19 protein-coding genes are annotated in these 18,898 nt (G+C 72.2%); 8 read left to right on the forward strand and 11 right to left on the reverse strand.

Annotated features, from left to right (window positions below; all coding sequences use genetic code 11):
* The first annotated feature begins 86 nt into the window (after nt 1-86).
* The 3 genes from AC1MBW_RS04625 to AC1MBW_RS04635 all read left to right on the forward strand — a co-directional run bounded on the left by AC1MBW_RS04625 (nt 87) and on the right by AC1MBW_RS04635 (nt 3,220).
* Nucleotides 87-1,916, forward strand: a complete 1,830-nt coding sequence (locus AC1MBW_RS04625) for an MDR family MFS transporter (RefSeq protein ID WP_054145093.1) — start codon at nt 87-89, stop codon at nt 1,914-1,916.
* Nucleotides 1,917-2,335: 419 nt separating this feature from the next.
* Complete coding sequence (locus tag AC1MBW_RS04630; RefSeq protein ID WP_480025612.1) at nt 2,336-2,896, forward strand: MarR family winged helix-turn-helix transcriptional regulator; 561 nt, start codon at nt 2,336-2,338, stop codon at nt 2,894-2,896.
* Nucleotides 2,897-3,046: 150 nt separating this feature from the next.
* A complete protein-coding gene (locus AC1MBW_RS04635) occupies nt 3,047-3,220 on the forward strand; it encodes a hypothetical protein (RefSeq protein ID WP_161805435.1) in 174 nt (57 codons plus the stop codon).
* Between the two features lie 114 nt (nt 3,221-3,334).
* On the opposite strand, the gene AC1MBW_RS04640 is transcribed toward AC1MBW_RS04635, so the two are convergent.
* Nucleotides 3,335-4,195 (reverse strand): DNA-methyltransferase, encoded by an 861-nt coding sequence (locus AC1MBW_RS04640; protein WP_480025613.1) that lies wholly within the window; start codon nt 4,193-4,195, stop codon nt 3,335-3,337.
* Nucleotides 4,196-4,266: 71 nt separating this feature from the next.
* Here AC1MBW_RS04640 and AC1MBW_RS04645 point away from each other — a divergent pair, with 71 nt between their 5' ends.
* Nucleotides 4,267-4,551 (forward strand): GNAT family N-acetyltransferase, encoded by a 285-nt coding sequence (locus tag AC1MBW_RS04645; RefSeq protein WP_054145096.1) that lies wholly within the window; start codon nt 4,267-4,269, stop codon nt 4,549-4,551.
* A gap of 70 nt (nt 4,552-4,621) precedes the next feature.
* Here the strand turns inward: AC1MBW_RS04645 and lplAB are convergent, their stop codons facing one another.
* The 6 genes from lplAB to AC1MBW_RS04675 form a co-directional block, all read right to left on the reverse strand.
* Complete coding sequence (gene lplAB, locus AC1MBW_RS04650; RefSeq protein ID WP_054145097.1) at nt 4,622-5,671, reverse strand: lipoate-protein ligase LplAB; 1,050 nt, start codon at nt 5,669-5,671, stop codon at nt 4,622-4,624.
* Nucleotides 5,672-5,680: 9 nt separating this feature from the next.
* Nucleotides 5,681-6,556: an alpha/beta fold hydrolase gene (locus tag AC1MBW_RS04655; protein WP_480025614.1), complete on the reverse strand. Its 876-nt coding sequence runs from the start codon at nt 6,554-6,556 to the stop codon at nt 5,681-5,683.
* A gap of 44 nt (nt 6,557-6,600) precedes the next feature.
* On the reverse strand, nt 6,601-7,251 hold the full coding sequence (locus AC1MBW_RS04660; protein WP_480025615.1) for a PepSY domain-containing protein: 651 nt from the start codon (nt 7,249-7,251) through the stop codon (nt 6,601-6,603).
* Between the two features lie 162 nt (nt 7,252-7,413).
* The gene (locus AC1MBW_RS04665) at nt 7,414-9,006 is read right to left on the reverse strand and encodes a sensor histidine kinase (RefSeq protein WP_480025616.1); all 1,593 of its coding nucleotides are present in this window, start codon (nt 9,004-9,006) and stop codon (nt 7,414-7,416) included.
* Nucleotides 8,999-9,676, reverse strand: coding sequence for a response regulator transcription factor (locus AC1MBW_RS04670; protein ID WP_480025617.1), 678 nt, complete (start codon nt 9,674-9,676; stop codon nt 8,999-9,001). Before AC1MBW_RS04670 ends, AC1MBW_RS04665 begins: the two co-directional genes overlap by 8 nt.
* A gap of 172 nt (nt 9,677-9,848) precedes the next feature.
* Complete coding sequence (locus tag AC1MBW_RS04675; protein WP_054145102.1) at nt 9,849-10,601, reverse strand: SDR family NAD(P)-dependent oxidoreductase; 753 nt, start codon at nt 10,599-10,601, stop codon at nt 9,849-9,851.
* 171 nt (nt 10,602-10,772) lie between these two features.
* On the opposite strand from AC1MBW_RS04675, the gene AC1MBW_RS04680 reads away from it, so the two are divergent.
* Complete coding sequence (locus tag AC1MBW_RS04680; RefSeq protein WP_054145103.1) at nt 10,773-11,477, forward strand: HAD family hydrolase; 705 nt, start codon at nt 10,773-10,775, stop codon at nt 11,475-11,477.
* Nucleotides 11,478-11,558: 81 nt separating this feature from the next.
* Here the strand turns inward: AC1MBW_RS04680 and AC1MBW_RS04685 are convergent, their stop codons facing one another.
* Together AC1MBW_RS04685 and AC1MBW_RS04690 are read right to left on the reverse strand one after the other, a co-directional pair.
* The gene (locus tag AC1MBW_RS04685) at nt 11,559-11,978 is read right to left on the reverse strand and encodes a VOC family protein (protein WP_054145104.1); all 420 of its coding nucleotides are present in this window, start codon (nt 11,976-11,978) and stop codon (nt 11,559-11,561) included.
* Between the two features lie 147 nt (nt 11,979-12,125).
* On the reverse strand, nt 12,126-13,352 hold the full coding sequence (locus tag AC1MBW_RS04690) for a multidrug effflux MFS transporter (protein WP_480025618.1): 1,227 nt from the start codon (nt 13,350-13,352) through the stop codon (nt 12,126-12,128).
* Nucleotides 13,353-13,648: 296 nt separating this feature from the next.
* On the opposite strand from AC1MBW_RS04690, the gene AC1MBW_RS04695 reads away from it, so the two are divergent.
* Together AC1MBW_RS04695 and AC1MBW_RS04700 are read left to right on the forward strand one after the other, a co-directional pair.
* On the forward strand, nt 13,649-14,110 hold the full coding sequence (locus AC1MBW_RS04695; RefSeq protein ID WP_480025619.1) for a MarR family winged helix-turn-helix transcriptional regulator: 462 nt from the start codon (nt 13,649-13,651) through the stop codon (nt 14,108-14,110).
* Nucleotides 14,107-15,489, forward strand: a complete 1,383-nt coding sequence (locus tag AC1MBW_RS04700; protein ID WP_480025620.1) for an MFS transporter — start codon at nt 14,107-14,109, stop codon at nt 15,487-15,489. Before AC1MBW_RS04695 ends, AC1MBW_RS04700 begins: the two co-directional genes overlap by 4 nt.
* 119 nt (nt 15,490-15,608) lie before the next feature.
* Here the strand turns inward: AC1MBW_RS04700 and AC1MBW_RS04705 are convergent, their stop codons facing one another.
* Nucleotides 15,609-16,643 carry a YdcF family protein gene (locus AC1MBW_RS04705; RefSeq protein ID WP_480025621.1) on the reverse strand — a complete coding sequence of 345 codons (1,035 nt, stop codon included), beginning with the start codon at nt 16,641-16,643 and terminating at the stop codon, nt 15,609-15,611.
* A 101-nt stretch (nt 16,644-16,744) separates the two neighbouring features.
* Entirely contained in the window at nt 16,745-17,596 is an 852-nt protein-coding gene (locus AC1MBW_RS04710; RefSeq protein WP_480025622.1) for a cation-transporting ATPase, read from the reverse strand.
* A gap of 176 nt (nt 17,597-17,772) precedes the next feature.
* On the opposite strand from AC1MBW_RS04710, the gene AC1MBW_RS04715 reads away from it, so the two are divergent.
* On the forward strand, nt 17,773-18,852 hold the full coding sequence (locus AC1MBW_RS04715) for a hypothetical protein (protein WP_480025623.1): 1,080 nt from the start codon (nt 17,773-17,775) through the stop codon (nt 18,850-18,852).
* The last annotated feature ends 46 nt before the right edge of the window (nt 18,853-18,898 follow it).

The raw sequence follows: 18,898 nt of genomic DNA on the forward strand, positions 1-18,898 counted from the left end.
GCTCGTGAAGTAACTTTGCGTACCGCGCAATGTCGAGTCGCGCCTCCTCCACCAGACTGACTCCCCCACCAGACAGAAGAGACTCCATGTCGAGCGCTGCCCCCGCCCCCACGACCACGGCCCCCGCCGAGCGCGAGGGCCTGATGACCCACCGCCAGATCCTGTATGTGATCTTCGGCCTGATGGCGGGCATGTTCCTGTCGGCCCTCGACCAGACGATCGTGGGCACCTCGATGCGGACGATCGCCGACGACCTCGACGGGCTGAGCCTGCAGGCCTGGGTGACGACCGCCTACCTGATCGTGTCGACCATCTCGACGCCGATCTACGGCAAGCTCAGCGACATCTTCGGGCGTCGGCCGCTCTTCCTGATCGCCATCACGATCTTCCTGCTGGGGTCGATCGCGGCCGGTTTCTCCGAGAGCATGTACCAGCTCGCGATCTTCCGGGCCATCCAGGGCATGGGCGCCGGTGGCCTGATGGCCCTGCCGCTGACGATCATGGGCGACATCCTCGCCCCGCGCGAGCGTGCCAAGTACCAGGGCTACTTCCTGGCCGTCTTCGGCATCTCGAGCGTCATCGGACCGCTCGTCGGCGGACTGTTCGCCGGAGCCGACCAGATCCTGTTCGTCACCGGGTGGCGCTGGGTGTTCCTGATCAACGTGCCGATCGGCATCGTGGCTCTGTTCATCGTCGTGCGGTTCCTGCACATCCCGGGCCAGAAGCGACGCGAGAACGTGCGCATCGACTGGTTCGGCGCCGCGGCCGTCATCGTGGCCGCCGTCCCCCTGCTGCTGGTGGCCGAGCAGGGCCGCATCTGGGGCTGGAGCTCGCCCGGCGCCCTCGCCTGCTACGTGATCGGTGCCCTCGGCATCGTCGCCTTCGTCGTGATCGAGCGGTCGATGGGCGACGACGCACTCATCCCGCTGAAGCTGTTCCGCAACCCGACCTTCTCGATGGCGACCGTGCTCGGCGTGCTCGTCGGCTTCGGCATGTTCGGTGCCCTGCTGACGGTGCCGCTGTACCTGCAGCTCGTGAACGGCGCGACACCGACCGAGAGCGGCTTCCAGATGCTGCCGATGATCGCCGGCCTGATGATCTCGTCGATCGTCGCCGGCCAGCTCATCTCCCGCACGGGCAAGTACAAGATCTTCCCGATCACGGGGACGGCCTTCATGGCCGCCGGGTTCTTCTGGTTCACGAACCTCTCGTTCGACAAGCCGTACTGGTTCATGATGGTCGGCATGCTGCTCGTCGGCCTGGGGCTCGGGCAGCTGATGCAGACCCTGACCATCGCCTCGCAGAACTCGGTCGGCGCCCGCGACATCGGCGTGGCCACGTCGGCGTCGACGTTCTTCCGGCAGATCGGCGGGACGCTGGGCACGGCCGTGCTGTTCTCGGTGCTGTTCAGCCGCATCCCCCAGACGATCGCCGCCGCGTTCGCCGACTCGGGCCTGCAGGGCCGAGCCCAGGCCGCCCTCGCCGACCAATCGGTGCTGACCGACCCGGCGAACGCCTCGATCCTGAAGCTCTACCAGGCGGCCGACAACGGTGACACGTCACAGGTGAGCGGAGCGCTCGACGGCAACACGTCGTTCCTCAACACGGCCGACCGACGCCTCGCCGCGCCGTTCCTCGACGGCTTCGCGAACGCAGCGGTGACCGTGTTCTGGGTCGCCCTGGCGGTCGTGCTCGTGGCCTTCGTCCTGAGCTTCTTCCTCAAGGCCACGCCGCTCCGGCAGAAGTCGGCCATCGACGAAGCCGCCGACGACGCGCGAGCCGCCGTGGCCGCCGACGCCGCGCTCTCGGCCCAGGCCGTCGCCGCGCAGACCGGCTCGCTCGTTGCACCCGACACCGGTTCGATCGACGTCGCACCCTCGCGCGAGCGGCGTGACGACACCCCGCCACGGCCCTGATCCGGCGCCCGACGAGGTGATCGCGCGCCTGTCGAGGTGATCGGACGGCGCCCGATGAGCGCGAGCTGGTGTCGCGACACGGCAGGTGTCGGGTAGCGTTCCCTCGACGGCGCTTCGGTGCCGAACGGCTCGTCACGTGTCCGGCGTTCCCTGCCCGTGAAGCTCACGCGGGAGGCGAGACGACCGAAGGCCGCACATCCACAGGGTGTGCGGCCTTTCTCCGTCACGGGACGCCCCACCGGATCGATTCCCTGCGTGAAGCTCCGGTCGACACGGCGGGACGTCTCTGCCCACTCGAGGCGGACCTGACCAGCCTAAAACGGCGGCGAGCGACGACACAGGGGTTGACAACAAGAAAAAACCTGATCAGCCATGATTTTTTAGCTAGACACGCTAGCGATGTGGTCTAGACTCGCCGCATGCCCGATCAGCACGCCACCGCCGCAGCCTTCGACGCGTCCGGCTATTGGTACAGCAGCAGCACCGAAGAACGTGGCGTCACGGTGCTGAACACCCTCCGCGCCTACCGCGCCGCCGAGGTCGCCATGCGGGCCCGCACCCGCAAGTCGATGAAGATGAACGACACCGACCTCGCGGCCCTCCGCTTCCTCCTCCGGGCCCAGAGGCTCGGCGACCCCGTCAGCGCGAAAGAGTTGGCCGCCCAGCTGAAGATCACCTCGGCGTCGACGTCGGTGTTGATCAACCGCCTCGTCGCGAGCGGGCACATGCTGCGCCACCCGCACCCGACCGACAAGCGTGGCGTGCTGCTGACCGCCACGGGCGACTCGAACTCCGAGGTGCGCGACACCATGGCGGCGATGCACGCCCGCATGATCTCGACCGCCGAGTCACTCGATGCCGACCAGGCCGCCGTGGTCGTGGGCTTCCTGCAGAACATGACGGCCGCGATCGAGATCGACGACCACCACGTCGACGGCGACCCGGCCGACGGGGCGGACACCGGCCGCGCCTCGTCCTAGCCGCTGAGCGAACACCTGGTGAACTGACTAGATCGGCTAGCCATCTCCGTGGCAGGCTGACCGCGCGACGCCGATTCACGGCGGTGTCGTGACAGTCCGAAGTCCCGCAGTTCCGCCAGGCATCGCAGGGATGCCAGAGACGAGCCGAACATGACCACGATCGACGTCGCTCGCAGCGACCGCTCCACCTCCGCCCGCAGCGCCTTCTCCGAGGTGCGCGACACCGCCCGTCAGCGCACGCTGGCCGTCATCGCGACGGCCGCCACCGGCGCGAGCGTCAGCCTCGTCGCCGCCCTGCTGCTCGCCCTCGGCGTCGTCCGATGACCGGCTCGTCGGGTCTCTCCACCCAGCAGATGCAGGGTCTCACCCACGAGCAACTCGTGTCCTTCGTCCGCGGTTCGGTGACGACGGCCGTCTCGGCCCTCGACCTGCACGCCGTCAGACCGACTCGACCCGCGCCGACGGAAGCCGTCTGCGCATGACGGCCACCGCCTCCTCGTTGCTGTCGACGAGCAGGTAACGTCGGCCGAGGGCGTCGGCGACCGCCCCGGTGGTGCCGCTGCCGGCGAAGAAGTCGAGCACCCAGTCGCCTTCTCGGCTCGAGGCCTGCACGATGCGGCGCAGCACGCCCTCGGGCTTCTGCGTCGGGTAACCGGTCTTCTCGCGACCCGTCGGTGACACGATGGTGTGCCACCACACGTCGGTCGGCAGCTTGCCCCGGGCGACCTTCTCGGGCGTGACGAGCCCCGGTGCCATGTACGGCTCGCGGTCGACGCTCGTCGAGTCGAAGTGGTACCGCTTGGGGTCCTTCACGTAGACGAGGATCGTGTCGTGCTTGGTCGGCCACCGGTTGCGGCTCTTCGCGCCGTAGTCGTAGGCCCAGATGATCTCGTTCAAGAAGCAGTCCCGCCCGAACAGGGCGTCGAGCAGCACCTTCGCGTAGTGCGCCTCGCGGTAGTCGAGGTGCAGGTAGAGCGTGCCGTCGGGGGCGAGCAGCCGCCAGGCCTCGGCCAGGCGCGGCTCGAGGAACGACCAGTAGTCCTCGAAGCGGTCGTCGTAGCCCATCAGATCGCCGCGGATGCGCTCGTACTGCACGCCCTTGAAACCCGTCACCGAGGTGGTCGAGTCCTCGGCGCTGCGCACCGACGTCGTCGACCGGCGCCGCTGCTGGCGCCCCGTGTTGAACGGCGGGTCGAGGTAGACGATCGTGAATCCGCCGTCGGGCAGCTGGACCGTGACGTCGAGGTTGTCGCCCTGGACCACGAGGCTCGGGGAGGCGGTGGTCCAGTCGAGGGGCATCCGACCATTCTGCTGCCTGCCGGGCACCGACACGTGCCCGACTCCCGGCCGGGGGCGCGTAGCGTGTCGGGATGACCACCGAGGTAGAGAACCGCCCCACGCAGAACCAGTACGCCCTCGTCGAGGACGGCGAGACGATCGGCTTCGCGGCCTACGACGTCGTCGGCCACGAGATCCGCTTCACCCACACCGAGATCGAGCCCAGCCGACGTTCCGCAGGCCTCGGGGCCCGGCTCGTCCAGGGCGCCCTCGACGACGTGCGCGCGAACACCGACCTGCGGGTCGTGCCCCTCTGCCCGTTCGTGGTCGACTTCGTCGACGACCACGTCGACTACCGCGAGCTGCTCGACCGCTGACCGCGGCGCGGTCGCCGAGGCGGACGCCGGACAGGAGGCGCGGGTCGCCTCGCCGGCGTCCGTCGCGTGCTCAGGGCACGCGCGCCAGCCACTCGGGCGTCGCGAACTTCGAGGTGACGAGCTGCTCGGCCTTCTCGAGTTCGGCCTCGGTGACGTGGCCCTCGGTCGCGCCGTAGAGACCGGTGAAGGTCTGCTTGAGGCGCTCGATGATCTCGGCACGGGCCAGCCCCGTCTGACTGCGCAGGGGATCGACGCGCTTGGCGGCGCTGGTCGTGCCCTTGTCGCTCATCTTCTCGCGGCCGATGCGCAGGACCTGCACCATCTTGTCGCCGTCCATGTCGTACGACATCGTGGCGTGGTGCAGCAGGGCCCCGTTGCCCAGGCGCTTCTGCGCAGCCCCGCCGATCTTGCCCTTGGCGCTCGTGATGTCGTTGAGCGGTTGGTAGAAGGCGTCGATGCCGAGCGACTTGAGGGCGGTGATGACCCACTCGTCGAGGTACGCGTACGAGTCGGCGAAGCTCATGCCCTGCACGAGCTCGCCCGGGGCGTAGAGCGAGTAGGTGACGATCGACTGCGCGTCCATGAACATGGCACCGCCGCCGCTGATGCGGCGCACCACCTCGAAGCCGTGGGTCGAGGCCGCGTCGAGGTCGACCTCGTTCTTCAACGACTGGAAGCTGCCGATGACGACGGCGGGCTGGTCCCATTCCCAGAAGCGCAGGGTCGGGCCGCGGCGACCCGCACCCACCTCTTCGGTGAGCACCTGGTCGAGGGCGAGGTGGACGTTGGGCGACACCGGGGCGTCGTGGATGATCTGCCAGTCGTAGTCGCGCCAGTCCGTCGCCTTCGAGAGGCTGCGACGGATCGCCACGGCGATCGCCTCGGGCGAGAAGCCCAGCAGCACCGCGTCGTCCGGCAGCCCCTGCTTGATCGTCGCCGCGATCGTCGCCGCGTCGGACTCGACCGGCAGGCCGTTCACCGCCCGGTCGACGGCGTCGAGCGCCGTGTCGGGCTCGAGGAAGAAGTCACCGGCGAGACGGAACCCGGCGATGCGCCCCTCTCTGACGTCGAGGTCGACGACCACGAGCTTTCCGCCTGGGACCTTGTACTCACCGTGCATGGACGCAGCCTATGCCTGGTGCCCCACGCGGTCGTCGAGCCAGCGCACCAGGTCGGCCACGACCTCGTCGCGGTTGGTCTCGCGGAACACCTCGTGCCGGGCACCCTGGTAGACCAGGAGCTCGACGTCGCTGAGCCGGCTGCGGTTGACGTACGCGTCGGCGAGCTTGCGGGCGCTGGCCTCGCCGCCGAGCGGGTCGTCGTCGCCGACGAGGACGAGCACGGGCAGGTCGCTCGCGAGCCGGGTCGAGGGGCGACCCATCAGGCGCAGCGTGTCGGCCGTGCCGAACAGCTGCCGGGCGGTCGCCTGAACCGACAGGGGGTCGGCGGCCATCGCGTCCACCACGGCCTGGTCACGGCTGAGCCACTCGTAGCCGGTGTCGCCGAGGTGGGCGTGCCGGGCGTTCAGGTCGCCCGCGTTCATGCTGCCGGGCATGCGGTACGCCGTGCCGCTCAGCACGACGGCGTCGAACCGGTCGGACCCCTCGTCGACGAGTTTCTGTGCCATCAACGAGCCCCAGGAGTGCCCGAGCAACACCAGCGGCGAGCCGGGGTTCTCGGAGCGTGCGATGCCCGTCAACCGGACCACCGCCTCCATCGCTCCGCGCAACCCCGACGGGCCGAGGCGGCCGAGCTTCGTGTGGTCGCCGCCCCACTGGCCGAGGCCGGTCTCGCCGTGGCCGAGGTGGTCGTTCGCGTAGACCGTGTAGCCGGCTCGCACGAGGTCCTGCGCGAGGTCGTCGTAGCGCAGCGCGTATTCGCCGAGGCCGTGCGCGATCTGCACCACGGCCTTGGGCGTCGCGGCCTTCCAGACGTAGTAGTGCACGGTCACGCCGTGGGCGTCGGTGAACTCGTAGTCGCCTCGGGCGGCGGAGAAGGTGGGCACGTGACCAGTCTCCCATCACCGGCCCGGCTGCGACCCTGCCCCGGTCAGCGGCGGGCGTCGACGTCGGTGCGCACGACGCCGAACGCCTGGTCGAGGTCGACGTCGACCTCGGTGCCGTCGTCGAGGCGCACGTCGACCTCGTAGGCCACGCCGGCGTCGTCGCTGCGGTCGGCGTCGGTCACCGTGCCCCCACCGGCGGCGGCGAGGGCGGCGGCCGCGGCCCGGTCGTAGTCGGCGCCGGTCAGGTCGTCGTCGCGGGTCGAGTCGTCGACCGAGTCGTCGCGCCCCGGACCCGCGACGGGCGTCGGGGTGGCGTCCGACCCGAGCGGGTCGTCGTCACGGTCGTCGCCCGCGACGGGCGTCGGGGTGGCACCGGACCCGCGCGAGTCGTCGTCGACGCGGCTCGAGGTGACGGCGTGGTCGCCGTCGAGCAGCACCGTCGCCTCGCGCCCGTCGGGCAGGACGACCTCGACCTCGTACCCGACGAGCCCGTCGTCGAGGGTGTCGACCTCGGTCACGGTGCCGCCACCGGTCTCGGCGAGCGCCGCCTCCTGGGCGCGGTCGCGGGTCTGTGCGGACACACCGTCATCGAGACCCGAGGCGAGAGCCACCCCGCCGCCGCCCAGCACGAGGACGCCGACGATGCCGCCGGCGACCAGCAGGGACTTCTTCTTGGTGAGGGTGTTCTTCAGCATGGTTCGCTCCGTTCGTGGGGCCGTCGGGCGGCCGGGTCTGTCGCTCTCTCGAGCTGGTGACCCCACTCTCGCGAGGGGCCACTGAAGCCGTGCTGAAGTCCGCTGAAGAACCGTTCAGGAGGCGCGGGTCACGTCACCGGAGCAGGGCGGGCAGCGCTCGGGTCAGGCCGGGCCGGCGAGGAGGTCGACCACGAATCGGGCACCACCGAGCGGCGACGTGGTGATCGACACCGAGCCTCCGTGCACCCGGACGATCTCGCGGACGATCGCGAGCCCCAACCCGCTGCCGCCCGAGTCCCGGGCGCGGGCCTCGTCCAGGCGCACGAACCGCTCGAAGACCCGCTCCCGGTCGGCCTCGGCGACCCCGGCCCCGTCGTCGTCGACGGTGAGGACGGCTCGGCCGTCGCGCTCGTCGAGGGCGACGGCGACACGGGTGTCGGCGTGCCGGGCCGCGTTCGCCACGAGGTTGCGCACGACCTGGCCGAGCAGCCCCTCGTCGCCGTCCACGCGGGCCGGGCCGACGGCCGTGGCGTCGACGGCGAGCGGCCCCCGACCGTCGGGACGGGCGACACCGCGCAGTCGAGCTGACTCGGCGACCACGAGATCGTCGAGGTCGACCGGGCGACGCGTCACCCCGAGGGCGCCCTCGTCCGCCCTGGCGAGGACCAACAGGCCCTGCACGAGCGCCGTCAGCCGCGCCTCCTCGCCGAGGACGGTTCCGGCCAACGTCGCACCGTCGATGCTGCCGGGGTGCAGCAGCGCGACCTCGGCGTGCTGCCTGATCGTGGCGAGCGGCGTCTTGAGCTCGTGTGAGGCGTCGCCGACGAAACGCCGCTGGGCCGTCGCCGACGAGTCGAGCCGGTCGAGCATGCCGTTCAGCGTGCGGGCGAGGCGGGCGATCTCGTCGATGCCGCCCGGGTCGGGCAGCCGGTGCGACAGGCTCTGCGCCGTGACCGTGTCGACCTCGCGTCGCATCGACTCGACCGGGCGCAGCGCGCGGCCGACCACGAGCCAGGTCGTCACGCCGAGCACGATCAGCGCCACGGGAATCGCGACGCCGAGCGTCACGAGGCTGGCCGAGGAGGCGGCGCTCGCCTCCTCGAGGGACCGCGCCGCGACGACGCCGTACTCGGTCGTCACGGTCGGGGCGGGTTCGGGGGTGACCTCGGGCGTGGGAGAGGAGTCGTCGTCGGCCTCGTCCCCGGCGTCGTCGTCGTCGTCGTCGCTAGACCGCGAGGACGCGGTCGGAGTGGGCGTCGGCGTCGGTTCCGCGCTCGGCGTCGGCGTGGTCTCGACCCCGACATCGTCCCGTTCGACGACGAACCGGTCGCCGTCGAGCGTCACGCGGTCACCCGACCCGGCCGCCGCGAGCGACGAGGCGGACTCGACGAGGTCGTCCTCTCCCCCGGCGGCGAGCACGCGGCCCGAGGAGTCGGTCACGACGACGAGGGCCCCCTCGGCCTCGCCCGCGACCGCGACGTCGGGCGTCGAACCGATCGCCAAGGCCGACACGGCGCGGTCCACGTCGGCCGAGGCGGACTGGCGTGGGCCGTCGGCGAGCACGGCCTGTTGCACGAGCGCGAAGACGAGCGTGAACACGCCGAGGGTCAGTGCGACGGCGAGCACGGCGGCCGTGGTGATGCGGGACCGCAGCGACGCCCGTCGGGGGCGACCCGGCCCGGTGCGGGCGGACGGCCCGGCCGCGGCGGACGGCCCGGGCCCGGGCACCGGAACGCGAGGGGCGCGCTCAGCCACCCCGCGCCTCCAGACGGTAACCGGCACCGCGCAGCGTGACGATGGCCTCGCGCCCGAACGGGCGGTCGACCTTGTTGCGCAGGTGCCGCACGTAGACCTCGACGATGTTGGGATCGCCCTCGAAGTCGTCGTTCCAGACGCCGTCGAGCACCTCCCGCTTGGTCACGACGCTGCCGGCGTGGCGCATGAGGAACTCGAGGACCGCGAACTCGCGGCTGGTGAGCTCGACCTCGACGGCGCCGCGGTGGACGCTGCGGGAGGCGGGGTCGAGGCGCAGGTCGCCGGCCTCGAGCACGACCGGTCGTTCGCGGGCACCACGGCGGACCAGGGCGCGCAGCCGGGCGAGCAGCACGGCGAAGGAGAACGGCTTGGTGAGGTAGTCGTCCGCACCGGTGTCGAGGGCCTCGACCTGGTCCCACTCGCCGTCCTTGGCGGTGAGCATGATGACCGGGGTCCAGTCGCCGCCCTCGCGCATGGCCCGGCAGACGGCGTAGCCGCTCATGCCGGGCAGCATGATGTCGAGGACGACCACGTCGTACGTGCCCTCGCGGGTGCGCCAGAGGCCGTCGGTGCCGGTCGGTGCGACGTCGACCGCGATGCCCTCGGCCTCGAGACCGAGCCGCAGCCCCTCGGCCAGGGTCGCCTGGTCCTCGACGACGAGCACGCGCACGGGGCCTCCCTCGGTCGCGCCGGGTGCGCGTCGTGCCCATCATGGCGGGCACGCGCTGAAGCGCGGCTGAAGCGAGGTCAGCCCGGGCGAGGTGTCACGACGTGCCGCTCACGTCCGGAGCTGAGCGGCACATCGCGACCTCTCGGCGGGCGGGCGGCCGGGGAGGCGCGGGTCAGTGCGCCGAGTAGCCGCCGTCGACGAGGTGGTAGCTGCCCGTGACGAACGACGCCTCGTCGCTCAGCAGGAACAGGACGAGCGCCGAGACCTCGGCGTCGGTGCCCAGGCGGCCGGTGGCGTGCTGCGACTCGAGGTACGACAGCGCGTCGCCGTCGAGAGACGCGCGCACGAGGGGCGTGTCGATGAAGCCTGGGCCGACCGCGTTCGTCCGGACGCCGCGCTTCGAGTACTCGAGTGCCGCGACCTTGGTCAGGCCGACCAGGGCGTGCTTGCTCGCGACGTAGGCCGCGTTCTGGGCGATGCCGACCGAGCCGAGCACCGAGCTCATGTTGACGATCGAGCCGCCGCCGGCCTCGACCATGGCGGGCAGCTGGTAGCGCAGGCCGTAGAAGACGCCGTCGAGGTCGACCGAGCGGACGCGGTCCCAGGCGGCGATGTCGTACTCGCCGATGTCGGCGGCCGGGGCACCGATGCCGGCGTTGTTGACGGCGAGGTGCAGAGCACCGTAGGTGGTCTTCGTGAACTCGACGGCCGCCTCGGACTGCTCGGGCTTCGCGGTGTTCTGCTCGAAGGCCACGGCCGTGCCACCGGCGGCGACGATCTGGTCGACGACGCCCTGCGCCGCCTCGAGCTTGATGTCGGTGACGACCACCGACGCGCCCTCGGCCGCCAGGGAGCGCGAGATCGCGGCGCCGATGCCGCTGCCTCCACCGGTGACGAGTGCCGTCTTGTCGCTGAACCGTGCCATGGCATGTGCCTCTCTGCGTTCGTGGGCCGACCGTCGGGGCCGGTCGGGCTCGTCGACGAGCCCGTCTGCGAACGTACGCCCGCATGGACTGTCGGGCAACAGGTGTCGCTTTGCTCTCGGCGTGATTCGTGCAGTCCGTGCAGCTCGGCTCGTTCGGGGCAGGGTGGCGGCATGACCTCCCCCACGTCCTCCTCTCCGTCCACCGCCGTCCTCTTCGACATCGACGGCACCCTGGTGGACTCGAACTTCGCCCACGTCGACGCCTGGTCGCGGGCCTTCACCGACGTCGGCCAGCCCGTCGACAGCTGGCGCATCCACCGGTCGATCGGCAAGGACTCGTCCCTGCTCGTCGAGGGTCTGGTCGGGAAGGAGGCCGCCGCGCGCCTCCTCGACGACGCGAAGGACGCCCACTCGCGCCACTACGCCGAGCACCTCGGCGATCGGGGCGACCTGCACGTCTTCGAGGGCGCGACCGACCTGCTCGCCGAGCTCGCGCGCCGGGGGCACGGCGTCGTGCTCGCCACGAGCGCGCCCGAAGACGAGCTGAAGGCGCTGCGCGGACTGCTGGACGTCGAGGACGCCCTCTGGGCCGTCACGTCGAGCGAGGACGTCGAGACCGCCAAACCCGACCCGGGCATCGTCGAGGTCGCCCTCGAGAAGGCGGACGTGCCGGCCGAGCGTGCGGTCATGGTCGGCGACGCCGTCTGGGACGTCGAGGCGGCACACCGGGCGGGCGTGACCTGCGTCGGCGTGCTGAGCGGCGGCTTCTCCCGGGCCGAGCTGGTCGAGGCCGGGGCCGAGGAGGTCTACGACGACGTGTCCGACCTGCTCGCCCGGCTCGACGAGAGCGTGATCGGTCGGCTCGGGGGCGACTGAGGCGGGGCGGACGAGCTGGGCCGGGGCGTCCTCGGCGACCGCCACCGCGCCTCCTGGGTCCGTCGGCGGCGGGACCCGGCCTCAGGCCGCGGCACCGCCGACGTTGACCATCCAGTGCTGGCCGAAGCGGTCGTCCAGCATGCCGAACGAGTCGCCCCACGGAGCCTGCGACAGGGCCTCGTGCACGGTTCCGCCCTCGGCGAGCGCGGCGAACCACGCCGTCAGCTCGTCCGCGTCGTCGGGTCCGCCGAAGAGCGAGAGCGACACGCTGCTCGCCTCCTCGAGCGGGTACGAGTCGGGGCGGTCGGCCCCCATCAGCAGCAGGCCCGACGGCGTCTTCAGCTGGGCGTGCATGACCTTCCCGGCCTCGTCGGGCGAGCCCACGCCGAAGTCGCCGAACGTGCTGAAGGTCGGGGTGCCGCCGAACACGGAGGCGTAGAACTCGAACGCCTCACGCGTCTCGGAACGGAACGCCAGGTACGGGGTGAGCTGCACGGTCACGGGGGCCTCCTCGGGTCACGGCGCCGGACGGCGTCGAGCTACAGGGTGGCACCGCCCGGTCCGGCGCACCAGCCCCGGATCGACGGCAGGAGGCGCGGGTCGCGTCGCCGGGATCGGGTCGCGTGGGTGCCGCCCCACGCCCGTGGGTCAGGTGGCCGGGGTGCCGCCTCGCGACGACGCCCACACCTGCACGGCCAGACCGGCGGCGATGAACCCGAGCATCAGCGCGCCCATCACGACGGCCGTGCCGCCGAGCGCCCCGGCGAGCGGGGTCGCGGCGCCGCCGAGCCCGAACTGCAGCCCACCCGCGAGCGCGGCCGCCGTGCCGGGCGCGCGGTGGCCGAGCGCCTGCGTCAGCGTGATCGACCCGGGGATGACCCAGCCCCAGCCCGCCGTGACCAGGGCCAACGCCGGCCAGATCAGCGCCGGGCCGACACCGGTCAGTGCACCCGCGAGCACGAGGGCCGACCCCACGGTGCAGGTGACGAGCCCGACGGTGAAGAGGTGGTCCTCGGCGAAGCGTCCGACGAGGCGGCGGAACAGCAGGGTCGACGCGATCATGCACGACGCGTTCGAGGCGAAGACGAGCGTGTAGAGGCCCTCGCCGAAGCCGTACTGCTGTTGGAAGACGAACGACGACGTGGCGATGTACGAGAAGAAGCCGATCGTCGCGGCGCAGCCCGTCACGAGGTACCACCGGAAGCGCGGCATCGCGAGCAACGAGCCCATCCGTCGCAGGGACGCCAGCAGCGAGCCCGCTCCCGGCTCGGGGTCGACGAGCGTCTCGGGCAGACGCCGCGCGGCCGCCCAGGTCAACGCGGCGCCGAGCACCGCCAGCACGACGAACGTCGCCCGCCAGCTCGACACCGAGAGCACCACGCCGCCCACGAGCGGCGCGACGACCGGGCCGACGGCGTTGATCGCGGCGAGCGTGGCGAAGAGACGGCTGCGCGCGACTCCCGTGGTGGAGTCCCCCACCATGGCCCGGGCGGCCACCGAGCCCGCCGCGCCGCCGAGGCCCTGCGCGACGCGCGCGACGACGAGGGTGGCCGCGTCGGGAGCCACGGCGCAGGCGAGGGAAGCGAGGGCGAACAGGACGGTCCCACCCAGCAGGATGCGCCTCCTGCCCCGACCGTCGCTGATCGGCCCGATCACGATCTGGCCGACCGCGAACGCGACGAGGAACGCCGTCAGGCTGAGCTGCACCTCGGCCGTCGTCGCCCCGAGGTCGCGCGCGATGGCCGGCAGCGCGGGGATGTACATGTCGGTCGCGAACGGCGAGATGCCCACGATGAGCGCCACCGTCAGCACGGCCCCCCGCCCGGTCGACCAGGAGGGGCGATTCGGCTCGGCCGGGACGTCGTCGTCGCTCATCGCCCCGAGCCTAGGCGTACGCCGCCCTGATGCCGGCCCGCGCCTCCTCCCTTTGTGCCCTCCTGCCGGCCCGCGCCTCCTGCCCTCCTGCCCTCTCTCTTTCTCCCCTGGGCTCTCGCTCCCTGTGCAAATCGCGACCGCACCCGGCGCCCGCGGCGGGCCGAACCCGACCGCCGGGGCGCGACGCGCCGCTCACTTCTCCGGAGGAGCGGCGTGTCGGCTCTCCGGTGTCGCGATTTGCACACCATCGGCCAGACGTTTACTTAGCCGAACTAAACGAGTATCGTGGCCCGGCGATGACCGACTCCGCGCCTCCTGCCCCCTTCGCCTCCCGGGCCGTGCCGCACGCGCACCTCGCCACCGACGTCCGCGGGGCCGTGCTGCGACTCGCCCGCCGACTGCGCCAGCAGAAGGCCGACGCCGACGTGACCGACGCCCAGATGGCCGCCCTCGGCTACGTCGTGCAGAACCAGCCGCTGACGATCGGGGCCCTCACCGCACACGAGGGCGTCACTCCCCCGTCGATGAACCGCACCGTCGGCAAGCTCGTCGACGCCGGGCTGCTGCGTCGCACGGTCGACGACGACGACAAGCGCCGCGTGCTGCTCGAGACGACCGAGGCCGGCGCCGCCTTCGTGTTCGAGACGCGTCGACGCCGGGACGAGTGGCTCGTGCCCCGCCTCTCGGCCCTGACCGCCGACGAGCGTCGCACCCTGGCCGACGCGACCGAGATCCTGCGGAAGCTGACCCGCTCGTGACGGCCATGTTCCGCAGCCTGTCGCTGTTCAACTACCGCCTCTGGTTCGCCGGGGCGCTCGTGTCCAACATCGGCACCTGGATGCAGCGGACGGCGCAGGACTGGCTCGTCCTGACCGACCTGACCGACAACGACGCCACGGCGCTCGGCATCACCATGGCGCTGCAGTTCGCGCCGCCGATCCTGATGGTGCCGATCACGGGGCTGATCGCCGACCGGTTCGACCGTCGGCGACTGCTGATGGTGACCCAGCTGAGCATGGGGCTCCTCGGGCTCGGCCTGGGCGTGCTCGTGCTGACCGACAGCGTGCAGCTCTGGATGGTGTACCTCTTCGCCCTGCTGCTCGGCGTCGCGGCCGCGATCGACGCCCCGGTGCGGCAGAGCTTCGTGTCCGAGCTCGTGCCCCCCGGGCACCTGACGAACGCCGTCAGCCTGAACTCGGCCTCGTTCAACGGCGCACGCCTGATCGGACCCGCGGTCGCCGGCGTGCTCATCGCGACCATCGGCACGGGCTGGGTGTTCCTGATCAACGCCGGCTCGTTCGCCGCCGTGCTGCTGTCGCTGCGGTTCCTCCGCGTCGCGCAGCTCGAGCTGAAACCCGCCGTGTCGCGGGCGAAGGGGCAGATCCGAGAGGGGTTCCGCTACGTGCGCGAGCGACCCGACCTGGTCGTCGTGTTCGTCATGGTGTTCGTCATCGGCACCTTCGGCCTCAACTTCGCCATCTTCACCTCGACCATGGCCAGCGTCGAGTTCGGCGTCGACGCCAGCGGGTTCGGCCTGTTGTCGTCCGCGATCGCGGTGGGCTCGCTGGTCGGCGCCCTGCTGTCGGCCCGGCGCGAGAGACCCCGCTGGCGCGTGCTCGTCACGGCGGCCCTGGCCTTCGGCGTGACCTGCCTGGTCGCCGCGGTCATGCCGACCTACTGGAGCTTCGCCGCCGTCCTCGTCACCGTGGGGCTCGCGTCGATCACGCTGATGACGACGGCCAACGCCACGGTGCAGCTGACCACGGCACCCCGCATGCGCGGCCGTGTCATGGCGCTCTACATGGCCGTCTTCACCGGGGGCACACCGCTCGGCGCACCGATGGTCGGCTGGGTCGCGAACGTGGCCGGGCCTCGTTGGGCGATCGGTGTCGCGGCGGCGTCGGGCTTCGTCGCGGCCGGCGTCGCGATCGTCTGGCTCGTCCGCGGACAGCACCTGCGGGTGCATCGCGTCCGGGCGGGCGAGCCCGACCCCGTGACCGGCGCACTGCCCGTGCTCGGCGCCGGGCGGTTCCACTACCGGCTGCAGCACGACGGCGACGCGGCGGCTGCCCGCGAGCGTGACGCGGCCGCGGTCGAACTCGCCGTCGACGAGGGCACGGCGAGCCGGCCGTCCTGAGCCGCCGGGCGTCGACGCGCCCCGACGCAGGACGGGCGAGTCCGGGGGATGCGGGCGGGCACGAACGACCGTCTGCCACGGACACGCCCGTGTTCGGCGTGCAGGAGGCGCGGCGCCGGTCAGAGGCGCGCGTAGACCAACAGCGACGCCAGCAGCACCACGAACGGTGCGATCAGGAGCACGTTGAGCAACTTGTGTTCGACCATGACGGCGACCCACTCTCGCAGGAAGGCGCTCGGCACGTAGTAGGCGGCGGTCGGCGACCCGACGACGTCGGCGTCGCTGCCGATGTCGCGCGCCAACAGGGCGGCGCGCAGCACGTGGTAGTTGTTCGTCACGACGAGGGTCGGCCCGGTCCGACCGGCGTCGGCGAGCACCCGACCCGACAGCACGAGGTTCTCGCGGGTGGAGCGCGATGCCGTCTCGGGCAGCACGTCGTCCGGGTCGGCGCCCTGGGCGATGAGGTACTCGGCCAGGGCCTCGCCCTCGGGTCGGGGCTCGTCGGCGCCCTGGCCGCCCGAGGGGACGAGCACCGGTCGCCGTGCGCCCTCAGGAGTCGACCGGTAGATCGCCAGCGCCCGGTCGAGCCGGCTGCGCAGCAGGGGTGGGACCTCCCCGCGGATCAACCCCGATCCGAGCACGATCAGGGCACCGGGCAGGGCACGCACCCGGGGGCGCGCGTACACGAGCGACCACAGGGTGAAGGCGACGAAGGTGAGGGCGGCGTATCCGGTCACGAAGACGACGACGAGACCGAGGCCGACGGCGACGTCCTGCAGCGCCGGCACGGTCGAGCGCCGGCCCGCCTCGACGACCAGGACGACGACGAAGGGCACGCCGACGAGGGCGATGCCGACGAGCAGGGACAACAGGTTGCCGAGGCTGCGTCCCTCGGACCGCAACATCGTGATGCCGTTCGCGATCGCGAAGACGGCGAGCGCGAGCACCAGCACGGGGACGAGCACGAGGGCCAGGCCGACGAGCAGGCCGAGCGCCGGGAAGGCGGCGACCAGGACGCCCGACAGGGCGACGAGCCCGAAACCGCCGGCCATCACCAGGAACACCCCGTTGCGGAACCGTCGGGCATCGCGACGTCGGGATGCGGCGAACAGCAACAGGAAGACGACGGCGATGCCGGCCGAGATCACGGTCATGCCCCGAGGCTATCCAAACGAGACCCCAGGACGCCGCTCGGACCCCCGCGCGCGCGGAAGGGTCTCGGCGAGATCCTGGGGTCTCGGCAGGTGAGCGCTGGTCAGCGGTCGAAGAGGTTGCCCAGGCCGGGGATCTGGAACCCCTCGCCGAGGTTTCCGAGCTGGTCGCCCAGCCCACCCACCTGGTCGCCGAGGCCGCCGACCTGCTCGCCCAGGCCGCCGAGGTACTCCTCGCCGCCCGCGGTCAGGCCGTCGAGCCCGTCGAACCCGAACCCGTTCGTCAGCTGCTCGAAGTCGACGCCCGACGTCACGGCGTCGGACAGCAGCGGCAGGGCGACGCTGCTGACGGCGGCCGCACCGGCCACGGCGACCGCGAGGCCCGCGACGCCGGCCACTCCGGCGCCGACCGCGGCACCCGCCGCGACCTTGCCGCCCGTGCTGCCGAGCACGCGTTTCATCAGTCCGGGGTGCGCGGTCTCGCCACGGGTCGCCGCCCGGGCGAGGTCGGCCGGTGAGCTCGAGGCGGGGCGTTCGCCCTGGGGCACCTCGGCGCTCAGGCGGGCGAGCACCTGCTGGCGCTGCTCGGGGGTGAGCCGCTCGAACGCGTCGCGGTGCACCTGCTCGAGCTGCTGCGGCGGGGCGGTCTGGAGCAGGTAGTCGTACTTGGCGAGGGCCGCACGGTCGGCGGCGGAGCCCTGCGGGGCGTGCCCGCCGGTCGCCGGACGCCCGACGCCCTGCTGCGGTGCGCCGTACCCGCCACGCTGCGGCTGCTGCCCGCCCTGCTGCGGCTGCCCGTTCTGGCGGTCGTCGCCGGTGACCTTGTCGGAGACCTTGCGCACCATGTCGCGCCAGTCGGTGGATCCGCCGGACGCACCACCGCGCCCGGTCGAGGAAGAAGAGGAGTTGCCGAGCGCACGCGCGGCGGCACCCAGGAGACGGTCGAAGTTGGCCATGGCACCGATCCTCTCGACCCCACATCCGAGAAGCCCGCTCAGAAGCCGAGCATCGCCCGGGAACGGCGCGTCCACCGCTGCGGGTTACGGTCGAGCCCTCGTCCGGGTTACATTCGCAGGGGACGTCCGCGCGGGCCCGACTCGCGGCGTGCGTTCCACGGACGAGGAGGTGTCGCATGGGCAAGGCAGCAGTCACGGGCTGGGTCGCTCTCGCGATGCTGGTCTCGGGTGCCGCGCTCGTCATGGCCGCCACCTTCCGCCTCGCCAGCGTGGGCCTCTTCGCCGGCGGCTTCCTGCCCATCGGCGACCTCGACTTCGTCACCATCGCGATCTGGCTCCTGGGCGCCGCCCTCGCCGTCGGCGGCGTGGCCCTCGCCCTCGTCGGGCTGACCGACCGGGTGCTCGGCGCCCTTCCGCGCGACGAGCCCGACCGCGCTCTCGAGCACGAGACCGTCCGCGAGACGCCACCGTTCACCGACCGCTCGACGGCTCAGGAGGCGCGGGTCCTGTCCGCAGGACGACCGACGTCCGCCGCCGTGCTCGCGTCCGCCCCCGTGGTCGCCGCCGCACCGACTCCGGTGGTCGCCTCCGCCCCGAGCACGCCCGTCGAGACCGAGTCCGCTCCCCTGGCCGCACCCGCTCCGACTCCCGCCCCTGAGACGGCACCTGCGGGCCCGACCCTCGCTGAACGCCTGCGTCCCGTCCTCTCGTCCGCCGCCACCCGGGTCGCGGCCGCCGCGCGTGCCACCGGCGACGCCCTGGCCCGTGCCGGTCGGGCCACGGTCCGGGGCACCCGTCGCGCCTCACAGGCCGTGGTCGCCTGGGTCCGACGCACCACCCCCGTCGTCGTCGCCTGGTTCCGCGCGACCGGCACCACCGTTGTCGCCTGGTTCCGCACGACCGGCAGCTCCGTCGCGACGCGTACCCGGCCGGCTGCCCGCTCGACCTGGGACGGCGTGCGCCACGGTAGCCGGGCCACCGCGGCCGGAGCCGCCGTCGCCGCCCGGGCCACGGGAGCGACCGCACGCCGCGCCTCCTCGGCCGCCGCCACCCGCGCCCGCGACAACGCGCGCTCGCTCGCGGCCACCCGCGCCGCGTCCCGGGCCGCCGCCCGTCAGGCCGAGCTCGACCGCGAGTCGGCCCGACAGGCCGCGCGCCTCGACTTCCTGGCCTCGCGCCGCGACCCGGCGACGCCGCCCGCCACGGTCGACGCCGCGGTGGAGCGCGAGTCCGCCCCGCTCTCCCACACGGCCTGACACCCGCACCCGACGACACCGTCGAGTGGACACGGCACCGCGTCAT

Source organism: Frigoribacterium sp. AP1 (assembly GCF_056680555.1).

Coding starts and splice junctions, on each gene's coding strand:
- AC1MBW_RS04630 (WP_480025612.1), top strand. CDS start 2,336: ATGCCCGATCAGCACGCCACCGCCGCAGCCTTCGACGCGTCCGGCTAT.
- lplAB (WP_054145097.1), bottom strand. CDS start 5,671: ATGCACGGTGAGTACAAGGTCCCAGGCGGAAAGCTCGTGGTCGTCGAC.
- AC1MBW_RS04640 (WP_480025613.1), bottom strand. CDS start 4,195: ATGCCCCTCGACTGGACCACCGCCTCCCCGAGCCTCGTGGTCCAGGGC.
- AC1MBW_RS04715 (WP_480025623.1), top strand. CDS start 17,773: ATGGGCAAGGCAGCAGTCACGGGCTGGGTCGCTCTCGCGATGCTGGTC.
- AC1MBW_RS04705 (WP_480025621.1), bottom strand. CDS start 16,643: ATGACCGTGATCTCGGCCGGCATCGCCGTCGTCTTCCTGTTGCTGTTC.
- AC1MBW_RS04645 (WP_054145096.1), top strand. CDS start 4,267: ATGACCACCGAGGTAGAGAACCGCCCCACGCAGAACCAGTACGCCCTC.
- AC1MBW_RS04635 (WP_161805435.1), top strand. CDS start 3,047: ATGACCACGATCGACGTCGCTCGCAGCGACCGCTCCACCTCCGCCCGC.
- AC1MBW_RS04675 (WP_054145102.1), bottom strand. CDS start 10,601: ATGGCACGGTTCAGCGACAAGACGGCACTCGTCACCGGTGGAGGCAGC.
- AC1MBW_RS04695 (WP_480025619.1), top strand. CDS start 13,649: ATGACCGACTCCGCGCCTCCTGCCCCCTTCGCCTCCCGGGCCGTGCCG.
- AC1MBW_RS04625 (WP_054145093.1), top strand. CDS start 87: ATGTCGAGCGCTGCCCCCGCCCCCACGACCACGGCCCCCGCCGAGCGC.
- AC1MBW_RS04660 (WP_480025615.1), bottom strand. CDS start 7,251: ATGCTGAAGAACACCCTCACCAAGAAGAAGTCCCTGCTGGTCGCCGGC.
- AC1MBW_RS04710 (WP_480025622.1), bottom strand. CDS start 17,596: ATGGCCAACTTCGACCGTCTCCTGGGTGCCGCCGCGCGTGCGCTCGGC.
- AC1MBW_RS04690 (WP_480025618.1), bottom strand. CDS start 13,352: ATGAGCGACGACGACGTCCCGGCCGAGCCGAATCGCCCCTCCTGGTCG.
- AC1MBW_RS04680 (WP_054145103.1), top strand. CDS start 10,773: ATGACCTCCCCCACGTCCTCCTCTCCGTCCACCGCCGTCCTCTTCGAC.